18 protein-coding genes are annotated in these 20,573 nt (G+C 70.9%); 12 read left to right on the forward strand and 6 right to left on the reverse strand.

Annotation, left to right across the window (positions count from 1 at the left end; genetic code table 11):
- Positions 1-33 precede the first annotated feature (33 nt).
- Complete coding sequence (locus tag ACGH52_RS03685) at positions 34-1,395, forward strand: MFS transporter (RefSeq protein WP_210975681.1); 1,362 nt, start codon at positions 34-36, stop codon at positions 1,393-1,395.
- A 7-nt stretch (positions 1,396-1,402) separates the two neighbouring features.
- Here ACGH52_RS03685 and ACGH52_RS03690 read toward each other — a convergent pair whose 3' ends face one another.
- Positions 1,403-1,900 carry a DUF2975 domain-containing protein gene (locus ACGH52_RS03690; RefSeq protein WP_121704437.1) on the reverse strand — a complete coding sequence of 166 codons (498 nt, stop codon included), beginning with the start codon at positions 1,898-1,900 and terminating at the stop codon, positions 1,403-1,405.
- Between the two features lie 203 nt (positions 1,901-2,103).
- Here ACGH52_RS03690 and ACGH52_RS03695 point away from each other — a divergent pair, with 203 nt between their 5' ends.
- The 7 genes from ACGH52_RS03695 to ACGH52_RS03725 all read left to right on the forward strand — a co-directional run bounded on the left by ACGH52_RS03695 (position 2,104) and on the right by ACGH52_RS03725 (position 9,386).
- A complete protein-coding gene (locus ACGH52_RS03695; RefSeq protein ID WP_399937543.1) occupies positions 2,104-2,979 on the forward strand; it encodes an SGNH/GDSL hydrolase family protein in 876 nt (291 codons plus the stop codon).
- Positions 2,980-3,010: 31 nt separating this feature from the next.
- Positions 3,011-3,967: a GlxA family transcriptional regulator gene (locus ACGH52_RS03700; RefSeq protein WP_399937546.1), complete on the forward strand. Its 957-nt coding sequence runs from the start codon at positions 3,011-3,013 to the stop codon at positions 3,965-3,967.
- Between the two features lie 135 nt (positions 3,968-4,102).
- Entirely contained in the window at positions 4,103-5,101 is a 999-nt protein-coding gene (gene gap, locus ACGH52_RS03705; protein WP_210975679.1) for a type I glyceraldehyde-3-phosphate dehydrogenase, read from the forward strand.
- A gap of 49 nt (positions 5,102-5,150) precedes the next feature.
- On the forward strand, positions 5,151-5,648 hold the full coding sequence (locus tag ACGH52_RS03710) for a peptidylprolyl isomerase (protein WP_059298825.1): 498 nt from the start codon (positions 5,151-5,153) through the stop codon (positions 5,646-5,648).
- 149 nt (positions 5,649-5,797) lie between these two features.
- Positions 5,798-7,276, forward strand: coding sequence for a glutamate-cysteine ligase family protein (locus tag ACGH52_RS03715; protein ID WP_059298826.1), 1,479 nt, complete (start codon positions 5,798-5,800; stop codon positions 7,274-7,276).
- A gap of 40 nt (positions 7,277-7,316) precedes the next feature.
- Positions 7,317-8,150, forward strand: coding sequence for a class II glutamine amidotransferase (locus tag ACGH52_RS03720; RefSeq protein WP_059298827.1), 834 nt, complete (start codon positions 7,317-7,319; stop codon positions 8,148-8,150).
- Positions 8,151-8,447: 297 nt separating this feature from the next.
- On the forward strand, positions 8,448-9,386 hold the full coding sequence (locus tag ACGH52_RS03725; protein WP_121704440.1) for a TauD/TfdA family dioxygenase: 939 nt from the start codon (positions 8,448-8,450) through the stop codon (positions 9,384-9,386).
- Positions 9,387-9,440: 54 nt separating this feature from the next.
- On the opposite strand, the gene ACGH52_RS03730 is transcribed toward ACGH52_RS03725, so the two are convergent.
- The 4 genes from ACGH52_RS03730 to ACGH52_RS03745 form a co-directional block, all read right to left on the reverse strand.
- Positions 9,441-11,261: a glycoside hydrolase family 2 protein gene (locus tag ACGH52_RS03730; protein WP_059298829.1), complete on the reverse strand. Its 1,821-nt coding sequence runs from the start codon at positions 11,259-11,261 to the stop codon at positions 9,441-9,443.
- 66 nt (positions 11,262-11,327) lie between these two features.
- A complete protein-coding gene (locus tag ACGH52_RS03735) occupies positions 11,328-12,227 on the reverse strand; it encodes a carbohydrate ABC transporter permease (RefSeq protein WP_399937553.1) in 900 nt (299 codons plus the stop codon).
- 2 nt (positions 12,228-12,229) lie between these two features.
- Entirely contained in the window at positions 12,230-13,171 is a 942-nt protein-coding gene (locus ACGH52_RS03740; protein WP_059298831.1) for a carbohydrate ABC transporter permease, read from the reverse strand.
- Between the two features lie 21 nt (positions 13,172-13,192).
- Positions 13,193-14,566, reverse strand: a complete 1,374-nt coding sequence (locus ACGH52_RS03745) for an extracellular solute-binding protein (RefSeq protein WP_399937556.1) — start codon at positions 14,564-14,566, stop codon at positions 13,193-13,195.
- A gap of 154 nt (positions 14,567-14,720) precedes the next feature.
- Here ACGH52_RS03745 and ACGH52_RS03750 point away from each other — a divergent pair, with 154 nt between their 5' ends.
- A complete protein-coding gene (locus ACGH52_RS03750) occupies positions 14,721-15,764 on the forward strand; it encodes a LacI family DNA-binding transcriptional regulator (protein ID WP_399937559.1) in 1,044 nt (347 codons plus the stop codon).
- A 30-nt stretch (positions 15,765-15,794) separates the two neighbouring features.
- On the opposite strand, the gene ACGH52_RS03755 is transcribed toward ACGH52_RS03750, so the two are convergent.
- Positions 15,795-17,279 (reverse strand): family 43 glycosylhydrolase, encoded by a 1,485-nt coding sequence (locus ACGH52_RS03755; protein ID WP_399937562.1) that lies wholly within the window; start codon positions 17,277-17,279, stop codon positions 15,795-15,797.
- Between the two features lie 216 nt (positions 17,280-17,495).
- Between ACGH52_RS03755 and ACGH52_RS03760 the strand changes: the two genes are divergently transcribed.
- The 3 genes from ACGH52_RS03760 (at position 17,496) to ACGH52_RS03770 (ending at position 20,571) form a co-directional block, all read left to right on the forward strand.
- Positions 17,496-18,983, forward strand: a complete 1,488-nt coding sequence (locus ACGH52_RS03760) for an NCS1 family nucleobase:cation symporter-1 (RefSeq protein WP_121704444.1) — start codon at positions 17,496-17,498, stop codon at positions 18,981-18,983.
- Between the two features lie 86 nt (positions 18,984-19,069).
- Entirely contained in the window at positions 19,070-19,795 is a 726-nt protein-coding gene (locus ACGH52_RS03765; RefSeq protein WP_059298836.1) for an aspartate/glutamate racemase family protein, read from the forward strand.
- A gap of 125 nt (positions 19,796-19,920) precedes the next feature.
- Positions 19,921-20,571, forward strand: coding sequence for a GntR family transcriptional regulator (locus tag ACGH52_RS03770; RefSeq protein WP_076977719.1), 651 nt, complete (start codon positions 19,921-19,923; stop codon positions 20,569-20,571).
- Positions 20,572-20,573 lie beyond the last annotated feature (2 nt).

A 20,573-nucleotide genomic window follows, 5' to 3' on the forward strand; every position in this document is an offset into this window, starting at 1 on the left:
GCCGTCCCCGACCCCCGCGACAAGGACACCCTCATGCAGCACGCCAACGCGCTGAACCGGCTGGACCGGCTGCCGGTATCCCGGTTCCACAAAGTCACCCTGCTCGCCGTCTCGTTCGCCTACTTCTTCGAGTTCGCGGACATCAACACCTTCGCGACCACCGCCCCCAAGCTCGTCGACCTGTGGGGCATCTCGGTCGACCAGGTCGCCTACGTCACCTCGCTGTCGTTCGTCGGCATGTTCCTCGGCTCGGTCGTCGCGGGCACCGTCGCCGACCGCCTGGGCCGCAAGCGGACGCTGCTGCTGACGACGCTGTTCTTCGGCGTCTTCTCGTTCGCGTCGGCGTTCTCCTGGGACCTGGTGTCGCTGACCGTCTTCCGGGTGCTGACCTCGGCGGGGCTCGCGGCGATGACCGTGGTCGCGGTCATCTACGTCAACGAGATGTACCCGTCGGCCGTGCGCGGCAAGTACCAGGCGTACGCCATCGTCATCGGCATCTGCGGCACCCCGGTCACCAACCTCGTCGCGAGCGGGGTCGTACCGCTCGCGGACTGGACCTGGCGCCTGGTCTACCTGTGGGGCTCGCTCGGCATCCTGCTGGTCCTGTTCACCCGGCACCTCAAGGAGTCGCCCCGGTGGCACGAGAGCCGGGGGGACCACGCGAGCGCGGACGCCGTACTGCGCGACATCGAGGCGTCGGTGGCCGCCGAGCACGGCCCGCTGTCCGCGCCCGCGCCCCCGGTCGAGGAGGAGCCGGTGACCAAGGCTCCGCTGCGGCTGCTGCTCCAGCGCAAGTACCTGATGCCGACGTTGCTGCTCACCGTGTTGTGGGTCACCCAGACCATCGGGTTCTTCGGCTACTCGAGCTGGGCTCCGACCCTGCTGGCCAAGGAGGGCTTCAGCGTCGAGAAGTCGGTCTTCTACGTGGCGCTGACCACGGTCGGCGCGCCGCTGGGCTCGTATCTGGCCGCCCTGGTGACCGACCGGTTCGAACGCAAGTGGTGCCTGGCCGCGTTCGGCACGCTGATCGCCGTGTGCGGGCTCCTGTACGGCCTCACGTTCAACCCGGTGCTCATCATCGTGTTCGGCTTCCTGGTCAACCTCTTCGAGCGCGGTTACACGGCACTCGGCTACGCCTACTCGCCCGAGCTGTTCGACACGCGCGGACGGTCCCTGGGCACCAGCGTGTCGTACGGTCTTGGCCGCCTGTCGAACGCCGCGGGGCCGCTGATCGTGGCGGCCCTCTACAACGCGCACGGCTACCGGAGCGTCTTCTACTTCATCGCCGGCACCTGGCTGCTCGGTGCGATCGCGCTGAGCGTCTTCGGACCGCGCACCCGGGCGGCGCGGACGGCCGCCGTGCCCCGCAGGGAGCAGGACCCCGTGGCGGGCTGATACGGCGTCAGACCACCTCGGCCAGCTCGCTGCGCAGCGCGGTCGCCTTGCTCAGGAGGCCGCGCATGACGACGACGAGCAGGGCGAAGGCGGCGCCGACACCGGTGCAGGCGACCGCGGCGCCCAGCGCGCCGAGCATCTGCATGCCGTCGTCGGGAGCGGGGATCTCGGCGACGGCCAGGTGGCAGGCGACTCCGAGCGCCAGGAGCGTGGCCACGGCCGTGGCCCCGATGACGGTGTCGACCCAGCGGAACGCCCGCCGGGTGAAGACGGCGTCGCGCTCGACCATGTCGAGCAGCATCCACACCGCGCCCAGGACGACCTGGACGCAGACGACGCCGAGGATCGCCACCGTCGCGTAGGGCACGGCGAAGGGTTCGTAGGGCGGGAAGCGTTCGACCTCGTCGGACGCCGTCGTGGGGATGACGACGACCTGCCCGAAGAGGCCGAGCAGGATCGCAGCGGCGATGCCGGCCCGGAGCGCGGCGATGATCAGACGGTGCATGCATCGATCTTCAATGGGAATCGATCGAAAATCAATCGACTCAGCCCGACAACTCGACCCGGCAGCTCGGCCCGACGGCGGGGCCACGAAGTCTGCGAGAAGTTCCGTCAACAGCGTTGACTTGGAGTCAACAGCCCTGCACATTACTTAAAAGTAGAACCGCTCGGTAACTCCGCTGCCGCCTCCCGAAGAAGAGAGAGCACATGCCGAAGCATGCCCTTCGCCGTGTCATGACCGCGACAGCCGCCGCCGTCGGCGCGCTCGCCCTCGGCGTCACCGACGCCACCGCGCACGCCGCGCCCGCCACCCTCGACTACGTGGCTCTCGGCGACAGTTACAGCGCCGGATCGGGCGTCCTGCCCGTCGACCCCACCAACCTGCTCTGTCTGCGCTCGACGGCCAACTACCCCCATGTCATCGCGGACGCGACGGGCGCCCGGCTCAAGGACGTCACCTGCGGCGCCGCCCGGACCGCCGACTTCAGGCAGGCCCAGTACCCGGGCGTCGCGCCCCAGTTGGACGCGCTGGGCACCGGCACCGACCTGGTCACGCTCACCATCGGCGGCAACGACAACAGCACCTTCATCAACGCCATCACGGCCTGCGGCACGGCGGGTGTCCTCAGCGGCGGCAAGGGCAGCCCCTGCAAGGACAAGCACGGCAGCTCCTTCGACGACGCGATCGAGGCCAACACCTACCCCGCCCTCAAGGCCGCGCTCCGCGACGTCCGCGCCAGGGCTCCGCACGCCCGGGTGGCGGCCCTCGGCTACCCGTGGATCACACCGGCCGCCGCCGACCCGTCCTGCTTCCTGAAGCTCCCCCTCGCCGCCGGTGACGTGCCCTACCTCCGCGCCATCCAGGCACACCTCAACGACGCGGTCCGGCGTGCCGCCGAGGAGACCGGCGCCACCTACGTGGACTTCTCCGAGGTCTCCGAGGGCCACGACGCCTGCGAGGCACCCGGTACCCGCTGGATCGAACCGCTGCTGTTCGGGCACAGCCTCGTTCCGGTGCACCCCAACGCCCTCGGCGAGCGGCGCATGGCCGAGCACACGATGAACGTCCTCGGCCTGGACTGACCTCCGGCAACCCCCCGCGTACGCTTTTCCCGTGCCGTCCCCCCGCCTGCGCCGCGTCGCCGTCCTCGTGCTCGAAGGCGCGAAACCGCTCGACGTCGGCATCCCGGCGCAGGTCTTCACGACCCGCGCGAGCATGCCGTACGAGGTGCGGGTGTGCGGGGCGGCGCCCGGCCTGGTCACCGGCGGGGACGGCCTGTCGTACCACGTCGCCCACGGTCTCGAGACCCTGGCCTGGGCCGACGTGGTCTTCCTCCCCGGGTACCGGTCCCCCGACGTCGAGGACCCGCCGCGGTCCGTGATCGACGCGCTGACGGCGGCCCACGACCGGGGGGCGCGGCTCGCCGCCATCTCCACCGGCGCCTTCGCGCTCGCCGCCACGGGCCTGCTCGACGGCAGACGGGCCACCACCCACTGGCACTACACGCGGGCCCTGGCGGCGAAGCACCCGCGCGTGCGGGTCGACGAGAACGTGCTGTTCGTGGACGAGGGCAGCGTCCTGACGTCGGCGGGCGCCGCCTCCGGCATCGACCTGTGCCTGCACATCCTGCGCGGCGACCTCGGGGTGGCCGCGTCGAACCACGCGGCCCGTCGCCTCGTCGCGGCCCCCTACCGCAGCGGCGGTCAGGCCCAGTACGTCCCCCGCAGCGTGCCCGAGCCGCTCGGCGAGCGGTTCGCCGCCACCCGTGAGTGGGCGCTGCGCCGGCTCGCCGAGCCGCTCACCCTGGAGACGCTGGCCCGGCACGCGGCGGTGTCGGCGCGCACCCTCTCCCGGCGCTTCGTCGAGGACACCGGGTACACGCCGATGCAGTGGATCATGCGGGCGCGCATCGACCTGGCCCGTGAGCTGCTCGAACGCTCCGAGCGCGGCGTCGAGCAGATCGCCGCCGACGTGGGGCTGGGCACCGGCGCGAACCTGCGGCTGCACTTCCAGCGCATCCTCGGCACCACCCCCAGCGAGTACCGGCGCACCTTCGCCCGGGGCGAATAGCCGAACCGCGCGCCACGGCCCTCCTGTGGCGTGATCCTTTCGAACCGTGGCACTCACGCCGCTGCCACGCGCACCGGGCGTGCGCGAGCCTGGGGGCGAAGGACACGGTGGCGAAACGAAAGGGACACACCACTCATGACTCGCATCGGCATCAACGGATTCGGCCGCATCGGGCGCAATGTGCTGCGCGCACTGCTCGAACGCGACACGAAGCTCGAGGTCGTCGCCGTCAACGACCTCACGGAGCCCGCCACCCTGGCCCGCCTGCTCGCCTTCGACTCGACGGCCGGCCGGCTCGGCCGCCCGGTGACCGTCGACGGGGACACCCTGGTCGTCGACGGACACCGCATCAAGGTCCTCGCCGAGCGCGAGCCCGCCCGGCTGCCCTGGGCGGAGCTGGGCGTCGACATCGTGCTGGAGTCGACCGGCCGCTTCACCTCCGCCGACGCCGCCCGCGCCCACCTGACCGCGGGCGCGCGGAAGGTCCTGGTCAGCGCCCCGTCGAGCGGCGCCGACGTGACGCTCGCGTACGGCGTGAACACCGACGCCTACGACCCGGCCGCGCACACGATCGTCTCCAACGCGTCCTGCACCACCAACGCCCTGGCGCCGCTCGCGGCGGTCCTCGACGAGCTGGCCGGTATCGAGCACGGCTTCATGACGACGGTGCACGCCTACACCCAGGAGCAGAACCTCCAGGACGGTCCGCACCGGGACGCCCGCCGCGCCCGCGCCGCCGGGGTGAACATCGTGCCGACCACCACGGGCGCCGCCAAGGCGATCGGCCTGGTGCTGCCGGGCCTCGACGGCAAGCTGTCGGGCGACTCGATCCGTGTGCCGGTCCCGGTGGGCTCGATCGTCGAGCTGAACACGGTCGTCGCCCGCGACGTGACGCGCGAGGACGTCCTGGCGGCCTACCGCGCCGCCGCCGACGGGCCGCTCGCCGGTGTGCTGGAGTACTCGGAGGACCCGCTGGTCTCCTCCGACATCACGGGGAACCCGGCCTCCTCGATCTTCGACTCGGCGCTGACCCGTGTGGACGGCCGCCACGTCAAGGTGGTCGCCTGGTACGACAACGAGTGGGGCTTCTCCAACCGCGTGATCGACACCCTCGGACTGCTCGCCACACGCTGAACGGGCAGCCGGTTCGGCATCACCGGGGGTCACACGTCACAATGGTGCGATGAGCAATTCCAAGGTTTACTTCGACATCGACATCGACGGCCAGGATGCGGGCCGCATCGTCTTCGAGCTCTTCGAGGACGTCACCCCCAAGACGGCCAAGAACTTCCTGGAGCTGGCCACCGGCGAGCACGGCTTCGGTTACGCGGGGTCCCCGTTCCACCGTGTGATCCCGCAGTTCATGCTCCAGGGCGGTGACTTCACCGCGGGCAACGGCACCGGGGGCAAGAGCATCTACGGCGAGAAGTTCGCGGACGAGAACTTCCAGCTCAAGCACACCGAGCCGTACCTCCTCTCGATGGCGAACGCGGGCCCGAACACCAACGGCTCGCAGTTCTTCGTCACCACCGTGCCCACGCCGTGGCTGGACGGCAAGCACGTCGTCTTCGGCAAGGTCGTCGAGGGCACGGACGTGGTCGACAAGATCGAGGGCTACGGCTCCTCGCCGTCGGGCAAGACCTCCAAGAAGATCACGGTGCGCGCGTCCGGCAAGCTGTAGGGCCGATCGGCCCTACCAGGACCTGAACCGACGGGGGTCCATCGCACACGGTGCGGTGGGCCCCCGCTCCGTCCCGTCTGGTGGGGTGCGCCGGGTGGTGCGACGCTGGGGTGGAGGAGCGTCCGAGGAAGGCAACCCCGGGAGGACCGATGGGACGGGACGTCCCGGCGCTGGTCTTCACCCGCGAGGACCGCCGCCGGTACCGGATCAAGATGCAGGACTGCCTGGATGCCTTCGCGCAGATGCTGCGCGAGTCCCGGTTCGACACCGAGCGGCCCCAGGTCGGCCTGGAGATCGAGCTGAACCTGGTCGACGACCGCGGCGAACCGGCCATGCGCAACAGCGACGCCCTCGAAGCGATCGCGGACCCCGCCTGGTCCACCGAGCTGGGCCGGTTCAACCTGGAGATCAACATCCCGCCCCGGCAGCTGACGGCGGGCGGCCCCGACGCCTGGGAGACCGAGATCCGCGCCGCCCTGAACCACGCCGAGGACCGCGCCGCGTCGGTCGGCGCCCATCTGATCATGGTCGGCACCCTGCCCACGCTGCGCCAGTCGGACGTCGGCGAGGCGGCCCTCTCGGAGAACCCGCGCTACCGGCTGCTCAACGACCAGGTGTTCGCCGCCCGGGGCGAGGACCTGCACATCGAGGTGGACGGCGTCGACCGGCTGCGGACCTACGCGGACACCATCACGCCGGAGGCCGCCTGCACCAGCACGCAGTTCCACCTCCAGGTCGCCCCGGAGGAGTTCCCCGACTACTGGAACGCCGCCCAGGCCATCGCCGGTGTCCAGGTGGCGCTCGCGGCCAACTCGCCCTTCCTGCTCGGCAAGGAACTGTGGCACGAGAGCCGCATCCCCCTGTTCGAACAGGCCACCGACACCCGGCCGCAGGAGATCAAGGCCCAGGGGGTCAGGCCCAGGGTGTGGTTCGGGGAGCGCTGGATCAACAGCGTCTTCGACCTCTTCGAGGAGAACCTCCGCTACTTCCCGGCGCTGCTGCCGCTGTGCGACGAGCAGGACCCCGCGGAGACCCTCGACCGCGGCGACATCCCGGAACTGGGCGAACTCACCCTCCACAACGGCACCATCTACCGCTGGAACCGGCCCGTCTACGCGGTCGCCCACGACAAACCGCACGTGCGCGTGGAGAACCGGGTGCTGCCCGCCGGACCGACCGTCGCCGACACCCTCGCCAACGGAGCCTTCTACTACGGGCTCACCCGCGCCCTGGTGGAGGAGGAGCGGCCGGTGTGGTCGCGGATGTCCTTCTCGGTCGCCGAGGACAACCTGCACACCGCGGCCCGGCACGGCATCGAGGCACACCTGTACTGGCCCGGAGTGGGCGAGGTGACGGTGCCCGAACTGGTCCTGCGCCGACTGCTGCCGCTGGCGCACCGGGGACTGGAGCTGTCGGGCATGGACTCCGCCTGGCGGGAGCCGCTGCTCGGCATCATCGAGCAGCGGTGCGTCACCGGCCGCAACGGCGCGGTCTGGCAGAAGGAGATGTTCCACCACATCGACGCCACCGGACGGCCGGGCCGCCATGAGGCGCTGCGCCGGATGACCCAGCAGTACATGGACTACATGCATCTCAACGCCCCGGTCCACACCTGGCCGGTCGACTGACGTCCGGGGCGCCGGAGGGCACTAGGGAGGCGACACAGCGATGTGCCGATGGCTCGCCTACTCGGGGACACCCGTCCTCCTGGAGTCCCTGCTCTACCAGCCCGAGCACTCGCTCATCGACCAGAGCCTGCACGCCCGCATGGGCGTCGAGACGACGAACGGGGACGGGTTCGGCGTCGGCTGGTTCGGGCCGGAGATGCATACGCCCGCGATCGTCCGGGAGATCGGCCCGGCCTGGAGCAACCGCAACCTGCGGGAGATCGCCGGGCATGTCCGCTCGCCCCTGTTCTTCGCGCACATCCGGGCGTCGACGGGCAGCCCGGTGCAGCAGACCAACTGCCATCCGTTCCGCCACGGCCGCTGGATGTGGATGCACAACGGCGCGATCGCCGAGTTCCACCGGCTGCGCCGGGACCTCGCGCTGGCCGTCGACCCGCGGCTCTTCCTCGACATCGAGGGATCGACGGACTCGGAGATGATGTTCTACCTGGCGCTCACGCTCGGCCTGGAGGACGACCCTCCGGCGGCCGTGGCCCGGATGGCGGGGCTGGTGGAGGAGATCGGCCACGAGCACGGCGTGGAGTTCCCGCTGCAGATGACGGTCGCCGTGACCGACGGACGCCGCCTGTGGGCCTTCCGCTACTCCAGCCAGGCCCAGTCCCGGTCGCTCTACTACAGCAGCCGGGTGGAGAGCCTGCGCGCGCTCCATCCCGACCTGCCCTTCCTCAAGGAGGCGTCCGACAGCACCCGGCTGATCGTGTCGGAACCCCTGGGGGACCTGCCCGGGGTGTGGAACAAGGTGCCCGAGAGCAGCTACGGCGTCGTCCAGCCCGAGGGGGACGAACTGCTCCCCTTCGTTCCCCGCCAGCCGTGACCCTGTTGACACGGACGGGCGAAGATCACACAATCGGTGCCATGACCACATACCGGTTCGGCACCATCGCGGAGTGTCCCCGCGTGCCCGAGCGGACCGGATGTGAGCGCTCCGGCCTCTAACGGCCTTCTTCGCACCGACCGTCCGACGCCTGCCGCGTCGTAGACCGTCGGCATTCTCTCCGGTCCACGGCCCGGAGTACTCGTAGCACCCTCTTTCCCCGGCCGTCCGGCGGTGGCCTCGCGCCACCCCCCGGCCGGGATGTCACGCGTACCGTCACACAAGGGGAGGACTCCCATGTCCGTCACGTCCGTCGGTCCGAGCACCGTCCTGCGCGAAGCACGCGTCCCGGGGGACGGAATGTACGAGGGCCGGCGCATCCTGCGCCGCCTGCCCGAAGGGTGGCAGGACCGGCCCTACGAGCACTTCCAGGTCGTCCCGCGGGCGCGCACCATCGGTGCCGAGCTGCGGGGCGTCGACCTGTCGCGCCCCCTCACCCCCGTGCTGCGCGAGGAGTTGAACCGCGCCCTGCTGGAGTGGAAGGTGCTGTTCTTCCGCGCCCAGCACCTCACCTCCGAGCAGCAGCGCGACTTCGCCCGCAACTGGGGCGAGCTGGAGACCAATCCGCTGCTCGCCGCCGGTGCCAGCGACGACGTGGTCCGGTTCGACAAGGGCGCCGGGGCCGCGCCGACGTACGAGAACGTGTGGCACACCGACGTCACCTTCCGTGAGCGCCCCGCGCTCGGCGCGGTGCTCCAGCTGCGCGAGGTGCCGCCGTTCGGCGGGGACACGATGTGGGCGGACATGGCGGCGGCCTACGACAACCTGCCCGGGGAGGTGAAGGACCGCGTCGACGTCGCCCGCGCCGTGCACGACTTCATCCCGGGCTTCGCGCGGTTCTACGGCCCCGAGCGGCTGCTGCCGCACCAGGACCTGTTCCCGCCGGTGGAGCACCCGGTCGTGCGCACGCATCCGGAGACGGGGCGGCGCATGCTGTTCGTCAACACGTCCTTCACCACGCACATCACCGGCATGGACCGCGACGAGAGCGACCGGCTGCTGCGGTTCCTGTTCCAGCAGGCGCACGTGCCCGAGTACCAGGTGCGCTGGCGCTGGCAGCCCGGGGACGTCGCCTTCTGGGACAACCGGGCCACGCAGCACTACGCGGTGGGTGACTACGGGTCCGAGCGGCGGGTCGCCGAGCGCGTCGCCATCGAGGGCGACCGGCCCTTCTGACCCGCGTGCACGGGGGGCCGGAGGCGGTGATCGGGCCTCCGGCCCCCGTGCGGGCTACGCCTCCGGCTCCTCGATGGCCGCCGGACGCAGTTGGGCGGCGCGGACGCGGGCGACGTCGAGCTTCTCGCCCCGGTCGAAGCGGTAGATGCCGTTCTGCTCCTGGAAGACATCGGTCAACTGGGTGTAGCAGTAGCCGAACATGTCGCGGTCGCCGAGCAGGACCTCGGTGAGGCCGCTGAACCGCTCGTGGAACTCGTCCTCGTTGCGGACGCGTTCCCCGTAGCCCCAGGAGACGGTGCGGTCCTCGCCGGAGCGGTCGGCCGCCGCCTCGGGGTCCCACCAGATGCCGCCGAACTCGCTGACGAAGTACGGCTGGCCCCGGTAGGGCTGGGAGTAGGGGGCGCCGCTCTCGTGGGCGTTGACGAAGGGCTCGTCCTTGGCCAGGCCGGACATCAACTGGCGGAAGACGGCGGGGTCCTGCTCGTAGTGGTGGGAGTCGTAGATGTCGGTCTCGGCGACCCGGTGGGCGTAGCCGGACGCGTCGACGACCGGGCGGGTGGTGTCCATGGCCTTGGTGGCCAGGAACATCGCGCGGGTCACGTCGTCGAGCTGGGTGATGCGGTCGTGCAGCTTCTGGTAGGTCTCGTTGAGCGGGCACCAGCCGATGATCGAGGGGTGCGAGTAGTCGCGCTCCAGCGCCTCCAGCCACTGGGCGACGTAGGAGGCGTCGGGCTTCTGGTTGTCGCCCGAGGAGCCGCCCGTCTCGCAGCCCCAGTCGCCGAACTCGCCCCAGACCAGGTAGCCGAGGCGGTCGGCGTGGTGGAGGAAGCGCTCCTCGAAGACCTTCTGGTGCAGCCGGGCCCCGTTGAACCCGGCCGCCATGGCCAGCTCGATGTCCCGCACCAGGGCCTCGTCGGTGGGGGCGGTCATCAGCCCGTCCGGGTACCAGCCCTGGTCGAGGACGAGGCGCTGGAAGACGGGGCGGCCGTTGAGCAGGACGGCCTTGCCGCGCAGGCCGACGGCGCGCAGTCCGGCGTAGCTCTCGGCGCTGTCGACCACCTGCCCGGCGGCGTCGAGGAGTTCGAGGCGCAAGTCGTACAGGTGCGGGTCCTCGGGTCCCCACTCGCGCCGCCGGTCCTCCGGCACCGGCAGGTGCAGGCGCGGGGCGAGGTCGAGGTCGGCGCGGGCCTCGGCGCGACTCACCTCGCCGGCGGCGTCGCTGAGGACGGCGCGCACCCGGTGTCCCGGCCGGTTGCCGGACAGGGGCAGTTCGAGGTGGAAGGCGGAGCCGGCCAGGTCGGGGGTGATCCGGGGGCGGCGCAGGTGCGTGACGGGGACGGGCTCCAGCCAGACGGTCTGCCAGATGCCGGTCACGCGGGTGTAGTTGCAGTCGTGGTTGGCGTACTTGATCGCCTGCTTGCCGCGCGCCTGCGGGCCGGACTTGGGGTCGCGGGCCCGCACGGTGATCACGACCTCCTCCCCCGCCCCGGCGATGTCGCCGAGGTCGGCGGTGAAGGGGGTGAAGCCGCCGCGGTGCCGGGCGACCTCCTTGCCGTCGGCCCACACGGTGGTGTCGTGGTCGACGGCGCCGAAGTGCAGCAGGACGCGGCGTCCGGCCCAGGCGGCGGGCAGGGTGAGGGCCCGCCGGTACCAGACGGCCTCCAGGAAGTCGGTGTCGCCGATGCCGGACAGCTCGGACTCGGGCGGGAAGGGGACGAGGATCTCCTCGCGCAGCTCGCGGTCGAGCAGACCGCGTTCGAGGCCGCTGTCCCCCCGGTCGGTCTCGAACTGCCAGGCGCCGTTCAGGTTGAGCCAGTCGCGGCGCACGAACTGCGGTCGCGGGTACTCCGGGCGCGGTACGGAGTGAGTGGGCACACATGCTCCAGTCGATCGGTGGGCCGGGCGCGCGAACGCCGGGCCCGTGGGTACAGCCGGTCGGGTTCAGGAACCGCCGAGGCCGGTGGTGGCCACGGAGTTGACGATGCGTCGCTGGAAGAGGAGGAAGACCACGATCAGCGGCAGCGCGGCCAGCAGGGCGGAGGCCATGGACTGCGCGTACTGGACGCCGTAGGCGTCCTTCACGGTGGCCAGGCCCACCGGGAGGGTCATCAGGTCGGGGTCGTTGGTGACGATGAACGGCCACATGAAGTTGTTCCACGCGCCGATGAAGACGAAGATCGCCACCGCGGCCACGATCGGCCGCGAGAGCGGCAGCACGATCGACCGGAAGACCCGGAACTCGGAGGCGCCGTCGATCCGGGCCGCCTCCTCCAGCTCCTTGGGGATGGCGTCGAAGAACCGCTTGAGGATGAAGACCATCATGGGTGCGACGACCTGGGGCAGGATGACCGCCGCGTAGGTGTCGACCAGGTTGAACAGGGTCATCTGGTCGAACAGCGGCACGACGAGCAGCTGCGGCGGGACCATGATGGCGGCCACGGTGACGCCGAGCAGCCCTCGGTGGCCGCGGAAGGTGCCGCGGGAGAAACCGTATGCCGCGAGGGTGGAGACCGCGACGGTGATGAGCGTGACCAGGGCGGAGATCAGGAAGCTGTTGAAGGCCCAGACGGTGACGTTGCCGCGTTCCAGGATCTGCTGGTAGGCGTCCAGGGTGAAGGCGCCCTTGAACGGGGACAGCCCGGTGGTGTTGATGTCCTCCTCGCTCTGCACCGAGGTGATGACGGCCCACACGAACGGCAGCAGCCAGACGACGGCGAGGACGACGAGGGCGGTTCCGGCCAGGACGCGGGGCAGCCGGCCGTGGCCGAGCAGCAGGGGCGAGCCGGTCGCTTCGCGGGGTGGACGGCGCCGGGGGCGGAGGGTGGTGGCGGTTGCGGACACGGTCAGTCCTCCCGGCGGAAGAGGCGGAGCTGCACGAGCGAGACGAGGACGATCAGGGCGAAGAAGAGGTACGAGACGGCGGAGGCGTAGCCGAGGCGGTAGCCCGTGAAGCCCACGTCGTAGACGTACTCCAGGACCGGCCGGGTGGAGCCGTTGGGTCCGCCCTTGGTGAGGATGTAGATCTGGTCGAACACCTTGAGGGAGGCCAGGACCTGGAGCATGGCCACCAGGCCGGTAGTGCGGCGCAGCTGGGGCAGGGTGATGGACCACAGGCGGCGCCAGGCACCGGCTCCGTCGAGGGCCGCCGCCTCGTCGAAGGTCGTGGGCAGGGACTGGAGTGCCGCGAGGTAGAGCAGGAAGTTGAAGCCGACCGTCCACCAGACGGTGAGCGCGGCCACCGACCACATGGCGACGGACTCGTCGGACAGCCAGCCGACCGGTGCCATGCCGAGGGTGTCCAGGAGCTGGTTGGCCATGCCCAGTTCGGGCTGGTAGAGCCAGGTCCAGATCATGGTCACGACGGTCACGGGCAGCAGGTAGGGCGCGAAGAACGACAGGCGCCAGGCCCACTGCCCGGCGAGCCCGCTGTGCACCAGCAGGGCCATCGCGAGCGCGACCAGCACCAGCGGGACGCTGGAGATCACGGTGAAGAAGACGGTGTTGCCGAGGCTGCTCCACACGTCCGGATCGCCGAACGCCTCGGTGTAGTTGTCGAAGCCGACGAAGCTCGTGTCCCGCAGGGCGAGCGAGCTGTCGGTGAAGCTCATCCAGAGCCCCTGCACGATCGGCCAGACCATGAACAGGCCGAACACGAGCAGGAACGGCAGGACGAAGACGAGCCCGTTGCCGGTGCGTATGCGGCCGAGGGCGGTGCGGCGGCCGCCCGGGGCGACCGTGGGCGGGTCGGTCTGCTCCTCGGCGCCGAGGGGTGCGGTGGTGGTCACGTCGGTCACTCCTTTCGCTGGTCAGGCCACCGGGTTGGGCTGCCGCAGCAGCGTGTCCGCCTCGCGGACCATCTGCCGCACCGCCTTCTCGGGGGTGGTGTTGCCCAGCAGCGCCGACTGGAGCGGCTGGCACATCCGGTTCTGGAAGTTGGAACCGGCGCCCGCGAACCAGTTGGGCGGGTCGAGCACCGCCACCTCGGCGGCGTCGGCGTAGGAGGACTGGGGGTCGAGCGCCGCGTACTCGGGCTCGGCGAGGACGGGCTGGTAGGCCGGGATGTGTCCGGCGCTCGCCCAGGTGAGGCTCTGCTTGAGTATCTGGGCGACGTACCGGTGGGCCTCGCGGCGCCGGGCCGGGTCGGGGCTGTCCTGGTGCGGGAGGACGAAGCTGTGGCTGTCGGTGTAGACGGCCGGCTTCTCGAAGACCTGCGGGAACGGTGCGGCGCCCAGCTCCAGGCCGGACTTCTTGAGGGTCGGCAGCTCCCACTCGCCGAGCATGGCCATGCCGCCGCGGCCGCTGCTGAACGCGGCCAGCGCACCGTTGTAGTCCAGGTTGTTGGGGTTGGTCTTCCCGTCGAAGAGCCGTGTCATGAGGGTGACGACGCGTACGGCGGCGTCGACGTCGATCTTCGGGGGTCCGCCGTCGGGCAGGTCGAAGGCGGCGCCGGTCTGGGCGTAGAGACCGGCGAACAGGCGCCAGTTCTGCGCCGTGTCGGTGACGTGGCCGAACAGGATGCCCGCTTCCCCGGTCGCCTCGGCGAGGGCCCTGCCCGCCTCCAGCAGGGCCTCGGGCGAGCCCATGGGGGCCAGTTCGCCGGAGGTGTCCAGGAGTCCGGCCTTCTCGGCGGCCTTCTTGTCGTAGAACACGATGAAGGGGTGGACGTCCAGCGGGATGGCGTAGACGGTCCCCTCGTGCTGGGTGCGCGCCCACACGGCCGGGGTGAAGTCCTCGCTGGTGACGCCGTGTTCGGCGAGCAGGTCCAGGTCGAAGGCGTCCACCAGGCCGCCGGGCGCGTAGCCCGCCAGCCGGGACAGGTGCATGGCGGCCACGTCGGAGGCCCGTCCGCCGGCCGCGGACATGGCCAGCTTGGTGTAGTACGACGGGCCCCAGTCCAGGATCGTGCGGTCGATGTCGAAGCCCTCGGCTCCCCCGGCTCCCTTGGACACGGCCTCGATCATGTCGTCCATCAGCATGCCGTCGCCGCCCTGGAAGAGGTCCCAGACGCTCAGCGAGGACGCCCCGGAGGCCGAGGCCGGGGAGGCGCAGCCGGACAACGGGCCCGCGGCGAGCAGGGCGCCCGCCCCGGCCATGGCGTTGCGCAGCAACCGGCGGCGGCTGGGGCGGTGGGCCGGGTCGGACACGGCCGGCACCCCCTGGGCAGGCAAACGGGAACTCATCGCGGACCTTTCGACGGCCGGAGCTCATGCGGTGGCTAGTTTTTACATCGATGTACATTGGCTGTAAAGAGCTGAGCGGAAGTGGACCTGCGCCGAATCCCTCCCCCGCGCCGGGACATAGACTCGGGCGGCGCGAAAGAAGCAGGAGGTCTCGGTGGCACGGCCCAGGATCAAGGACGTCGCACGTCATGCGGGCGTTTCGGAGAAGACGGTGTCCAACGTCATCAACGACTACGCCCACGTCTCGGACCGGACCAGGCAGGTGGTGCGCGAGGCCATCGATCACCTCGGCTACCGGGTGAACCTGGCCGGCCGTCACCTGCGCAAGGGCCGAACCGGCATCATCGCGCTCGTCGTCCCGGAACTGGACATACCGTACTTCGCGGAGCTGGCCCGGCATGTCATCCGGGAGGCCGAGCAGCGGTCCCTGACGGTCCTGATCCACCAGTCCGGGGCGGACCGCGCCCATGAGCTGGCGGCGCTGGCCGGGTTCGGTTCCACGTTCGTGGACGGCATCATCCTCAGCCCGCTGGCGCTGACCGCCGCCGACCTGCAAGGCCGTACGGGCTTCCCGCCCACGGTGCTGCTCGGGGAGCTGCTGGAGGAGGGCGCCGACCATGTGGCCATCGACAACGAGCGTGCCGCACGCGAGGCGACCCGCCATCTGATCGGGCTCGGGCGCCGCACCGTCCTCGCCGTCGGCGGGCGCGACGACTCGGGTCTGGGGACCGCCCAGGCCCGCACCCGGGGCTACCGTGCCGCCCTGGCGGAGGCGGGCCTCCCCTACGATCCGGCCGCTCTGCTGCCGGTCGGCTCCTTCCGGATGCCCGACGGCGCGCGGGCCGTGTCGCGGGCGCTCGCGGAGGGTGCCCGGCCCGACGCGCTGCTCTGTCTCAACGACCAGCTGGCGCTGGGCGCGTTGCGGGCCCTGCACGAGCACGGGGTCAGAGTGCCGGAGGACGTCGCCGTGATCGGCTTCGACGACGTGGAGGGCGGGAGGTTCAGCGTCCCGACGCTGAGCACGGTGGCGCCGGACAAGGCGGCGGTGGCCAAGGTCGCCGTACAGCTGCTCCAGCACCGCATCGAGGAGGCGACGGCGCCGGACGGTGCCGTGTCGGGGGTGCAGGCGCCGCAGGACCGCATCGTGGCCCACCGGCTCGTCCTCAGGGAGAGCACGGAGGGCCACGAGCGGCGCTGACGTTCCGGTCGGCCGGGCGGGCGGCAGGGGTCAGTTCGTGTAGACCTCGGCCCGGTCGACGCTCACGAAGGACGCCCCGGACTGGGAGTTGTGCTCGCCCAGGACCCGGATCCGCAGGGTGTGGCCGCCGTTCGCCAGCCGTGGACTCGTGTACTGGACCGCCTCACCGACGCGGATCGGGTGGTGGAAGTCCACCCGCTGCTCGGGCCCGCCGTCGATGCTGATGCCCGCGTAGCCGTTGCCGGTGTCCTTGACGGAGAGCAGCATGATCCGGGTGCCCGTGAAGGAGAAGGTGGCCGTGGCACCCGCCCGGTCGCTCCAGTGGTCGTCGCTCCAGAAGCACTGCGCGGCACAGCCCGAGCCGGAGTTCCAGGAGCCGGTGTAGGTGACGCCGCCGGGGCCGCCGGCCCGGCCGTCGTCGTTGATCCAGTAGGTGCCCGAGCCGGGATCGCCGGAGGGCAGGTCCTGGGTGGCGCCCATGGCGAGCGGACGGCCGAAGTCGGGTGTGCCGTCGGCCCGCCAGGTGAACTTCTGCGCCCGCGTGGTGCGGTTGGTGTAGGTGTTCACCGAGGTGGTCTTGGCGTGGTAGACGATCCAGTCCTCGGTGCCGTCGGGGGACGTGAAGAAGGCGTGGTGGCCCGGCCCGAACACGCCCCGGTCGTCGGCCCGGGAGAACACGGCGCCCTGGTGCTGGTGCCAGTTCCCCGGCACCAGCGGGTCGGCGTCCAGCGGCATCGACATCATCCAGACCTGGTAGTCCGGCTTGCCCGTGTCGCAGGTGGAGTACGTCATCCAGACCCGGCCGTTGCGGTAGAGGAACTCGGGCCCCTCCCGCACCTCGGGGCAGCCGCCCGCCGCGTCGATCGCGACCGCGTCGCCGGAGACGGTGTACGGGTTGGACATCGGGGCGATGTTGATCCCGTTGTGCTGGTACTGGTTGATGCCGCTGTAGGCGAGGTAGAGCCGCCCGCCGAGCCGGAGGATGCCCGCGTCGATGGCGAAGTCGTCCGCGTGGTTGGGCGGGGCGAGCTTGGCCTTGAAGTGGTACGGGCCGGTGGGGTCGTCGCGCTCCGACTCCAGGACGTACAGCCGGTGGTGGTCGTCCACGCCGTCGTCGGCCGTGTAGTAGAGGTACCAGCGGTCGCCGAAGCGGTAGAACTCCGGGGCCCAGATGTTGCGGTTGCGGGACGGGTCGGTGTCGGTCCACACGGTGACCGGGTCCGCGGCCGGCAGGGTGCCCAGGGACGGGGAGCGCCACATCCTGATGCTGCCGCCCTGCGTGGTGGTGAGGTAGTAGTCGCCCTTCCAGTGCGTCATGAAGGGATCGGGTCCGCTGTTGAGCGGGTTGCGGAAGGTGCCCGCCGCCGCGGCCCCGGCAGGGGGCGCGGATGCGACGGCGGGTGTCGCGGCGGCCGGTCCTGCGAGCCCGGACAGCAGGCCCACGGCCAGAGCGAGAAGGACGGCGAGGAGGCGGCCGAGGCGGACACGGGGGCGGTGTGCGGGGCTGGGAAGCACGTGGGGGTCCTCTCCCGAAGCCTTTACATCGATGTAACGGCGAGGCGTCAGGTTAGGGACGGTCCATGGGGCTGCCAACAGGGCCAAAAATGGTATTCCATTTGCCGCAGACCCCTTGACGGTGCGGTTTGGCGAAAACTACGTTCTGTTCACCGGAAAGCCACTTCCGCTTTGTGAAACTCTCCAACTCCCCGCACCTGATCCCAGGAGTCCCGTATGACTGCCCTGGAAGACCGCCGTTCGTCCGCCGGGACCGGCGACACCGCCACCAGCTCCGGCCTCTACACGTACGACCTCGCCCCGACGAAGCGGGAAGGCCGCCGCTGGGGCGCCTACAACGTCTTCACGCTCTGGGCCAACGACGTGCACAGCCTGGGCAATTACGCCTTCGCCATCGGACTGTTCGCCCTCGGTCTGAATGTGTGGGGCATCCTCGCCGCCTTCGCGCTCGCCTCCGTCCTGCTCTTCCTCCTGCTCACGCTCTCCGGGTTCATGGGCCACAAGACGGGGGTCCCGTTCCCCGTCATGAGCCGGATCGCCTTCGGCATCAAGGGGGCGAAGATTCCGGCCGCCGTCCGCGGCGCCGTGGCCATCGCCTGGTTTGGTATCCAGACCTATCTGGCGTCCGCCGTGCTGAGCACCCTCCTGGTCGCCATGTTCCCCTCGTTGGCGTCCCTGGACACGAACTCCCTGCTCGGCCAGTCGACGCTCGGCTGGATCACCTTCCTGGTGCTCTGGGCCCTCCAGGTGCTCATCGTCAGCTACGGGATGCAGATGATCCGCCGGTACATGGCCTTCGCCGCGCCCACCACGCTGCTGACGATGTGCGCCCTCGCGGTGTGGATGTTCGTCCGGGCGGACGGGTCGGTCTCGGTGTCGGTCGACGCCCCGCTCACCGGCGGCGCGATGTGGCTCCAGGTGCTCCAGGCCGCCGCCCTGTGGGTGGTCATCTACGGCACGTTCGTGCTGAACTTCTGCGACTTCACGCGGTCCGCCCGCAGCCGCGGCTCCATCGTCCGGGGCAATGTGATCGGCATCCCGGTGAACATGCTGTTCTTCGCCGTCATCGTGGCGGTGCTCAGCGGAGCCCAGTTCACCCTCGACGGGCGGGTGATCACCAGTCCGACGGACATCGTCAGGACGATCCCCAACATGTTCCTGCTGGCCGTCGCCTCGCTGTGCCTCATCGCCCTCACGGTGGCGGTGAACCTGCTGGCCAACTTCGTCGCGCCGATCTACGCCCTGGTCAACCTCTTCCCGCACCGGCTGGACTTCCGCCGCGCGGGCCTGGTGAGCGCGGTCCTGGGCCTGGTGATCACGCCCTGGAACCTCTACAACAGCCCGGTCGTCGTGAACTACTTCCTCGGCGGGCTCGGCGCGCTGCTCGGCCCCCTGTTCGGCGTGATCATGGCGGACTACTGGCTGCTGCGGAAGTCCCGCGTGAACGTGCCGGCCCTCTACACCGAGGACGCGGGCGCCGAGTACCACTACCGGCGCGGCTACAACCCGCGGGCCGTCGCCGCCTTCGTCCCCAGCGCCGCGATCGCCGTCGTCGTCGCACTCGTCCCCTTCTTCCACGCCGCGGCCGGGTTCTCCTGGTTCATCGGAGCGATCATCGCCGCCGCGCTGTACGCGCTGATCGCCGACCGCGCCTCGGTCTTCCGTGACGTGGACGGCGAGGCCATCGCCGTCGCCGCGGAGTAGCCCCGCACTCCCCTGCCCCGACCCGCCCCGTCGCATCCCGCCCGTCGCATCCCGCCCCGTCCGAGCAGAAGGCCCAGGCCCCACCCATGCGCATCCTCGTGGTCAACGTCAACACCACGCAGTCCATCACCGACGCGATCGGCAAGCAGGCGGCCGGCGCGGCCTCCGAGGGCACCGAGATCGTGCCGCTGACCCCGGCCTTCGGCGCGGAGTCCGTGGAGGGCAACTACGAGAGCTATCTCGCCGCCGTCGCCGTGATGGAGGCCGTGCGCGCCTACCCGGAGCCCTTCGACGCGGTGATCCAGGCCGGTTACGGCGAGCACGGCCGGGAGGGGCTCCAGGAGTTGCTCGACGTGCCCGTCGTCGACATCACCGAGGCGGCGGCGAGCACCGCGCAGTACCTGGGCCGCCGCTACTCCGTCGTCACCACCCTCGACCGTACGGTGCCCCTGATCGAGGAGCGGCTGGAGGTAGCCGGACTGAGCGCCAGGTGCGCCTCGGTGCGGGCCAGCGGGCTCGCCGTGCTGGAGCTGGAGCGGGACGAGCAGGCGGCCGTGGACGCCATCACCGAGCAGGCCGCCCGCGCGGTCGAGGACGACCGGGCCGAGGTGATCTGCCTGGGCTGCGGCGGCATGGCGGGCCTCGCCGAACGCGTGGTGGAACGTACCGGTGTCCCCGTGGTCGACGGGGTCGCCGCCGCCGTGACGGTCGCCGAGTCCCTGGTCCGGCTCGGTCTGTCCACGTCCAAGGTGCGCACCTACGCCCGGCCGCGCCCCAAGCGGATCGTCAACTGGCCCCCGCAGGCGGGCTGACCCGTCCGCGCGCCGTCCCGCCCGGGCCGCCCGCGGGCCCCGGGGTATTCTGACGGGCCGCCCGAGAGCCGCTCCGCACGGCGCGGTCGGCGTGCCGGGAACGGGAAGACAGACGAAGGACGGCGATGGCTGCGTCAGAGGGCTTCACGCCCGAGTCCGAGCGGGTCACGCGGCGGTTGCGCGACGAGATCATCGACGGTGTGCGGGCCCCCGGCAGCCGCCTGGTGGAACGGGAGCTGGCCGAGTCCCTCGGCGTGAGCCGGCTCCCCGTCCGCGAGGCCCTCAAGACCCTGGTGTCGGAAGGACTGGTGACCCCGCGGCCGCGGAGCTGGGCGGTGGTGCGGGAGTTCACCACGAGCGACATCGCCGACCTGGACGAGGTCCGCTCGGGTCTGGAGACCCTGGGGTTCCGGCTCGCCGCCCAACGGCACACGCGGGAGGGGCTGGAGCGGCTGCGCGCGACGGTGGACGCCGAACTCGACGCGGCCCGCGCGAACGACGCGGTGCGGGCCCGCCGGGCGGCCGCCGACTTCCACGAGACCGTCGTCTCGCTGGCCGCCAACGAGCTGCTCAACGAGCTGGAGCGGGTCCTGCGCAGCCGGCTGCGCTGGCTCCTGGGCCAGCACGACGACCTGCTGGCCGTCGCCCTGGAGCACGAGGCCCTCTACCGGGCCATCGCCGCCCGCGACGTGGACCACGTCCAGGAGCTGGTCCTGCACCATCTGTCGACGAGCCGCAGCGCGGCCCTGGGCCACCTGGCGCAGGAGCGCTCCTAGGC

Origin of the sequence: Streptomyces sp. BBFR25, assembly GCF_044590125.1 — a bacterium.
GTDB classification, from domain to species: domain Bacteria; phylum Actinomycetota; class Actinomycetes; order Streptomycetales; family Streptomycetaceae; genus Streptomyces; species Streptomyces canus_D.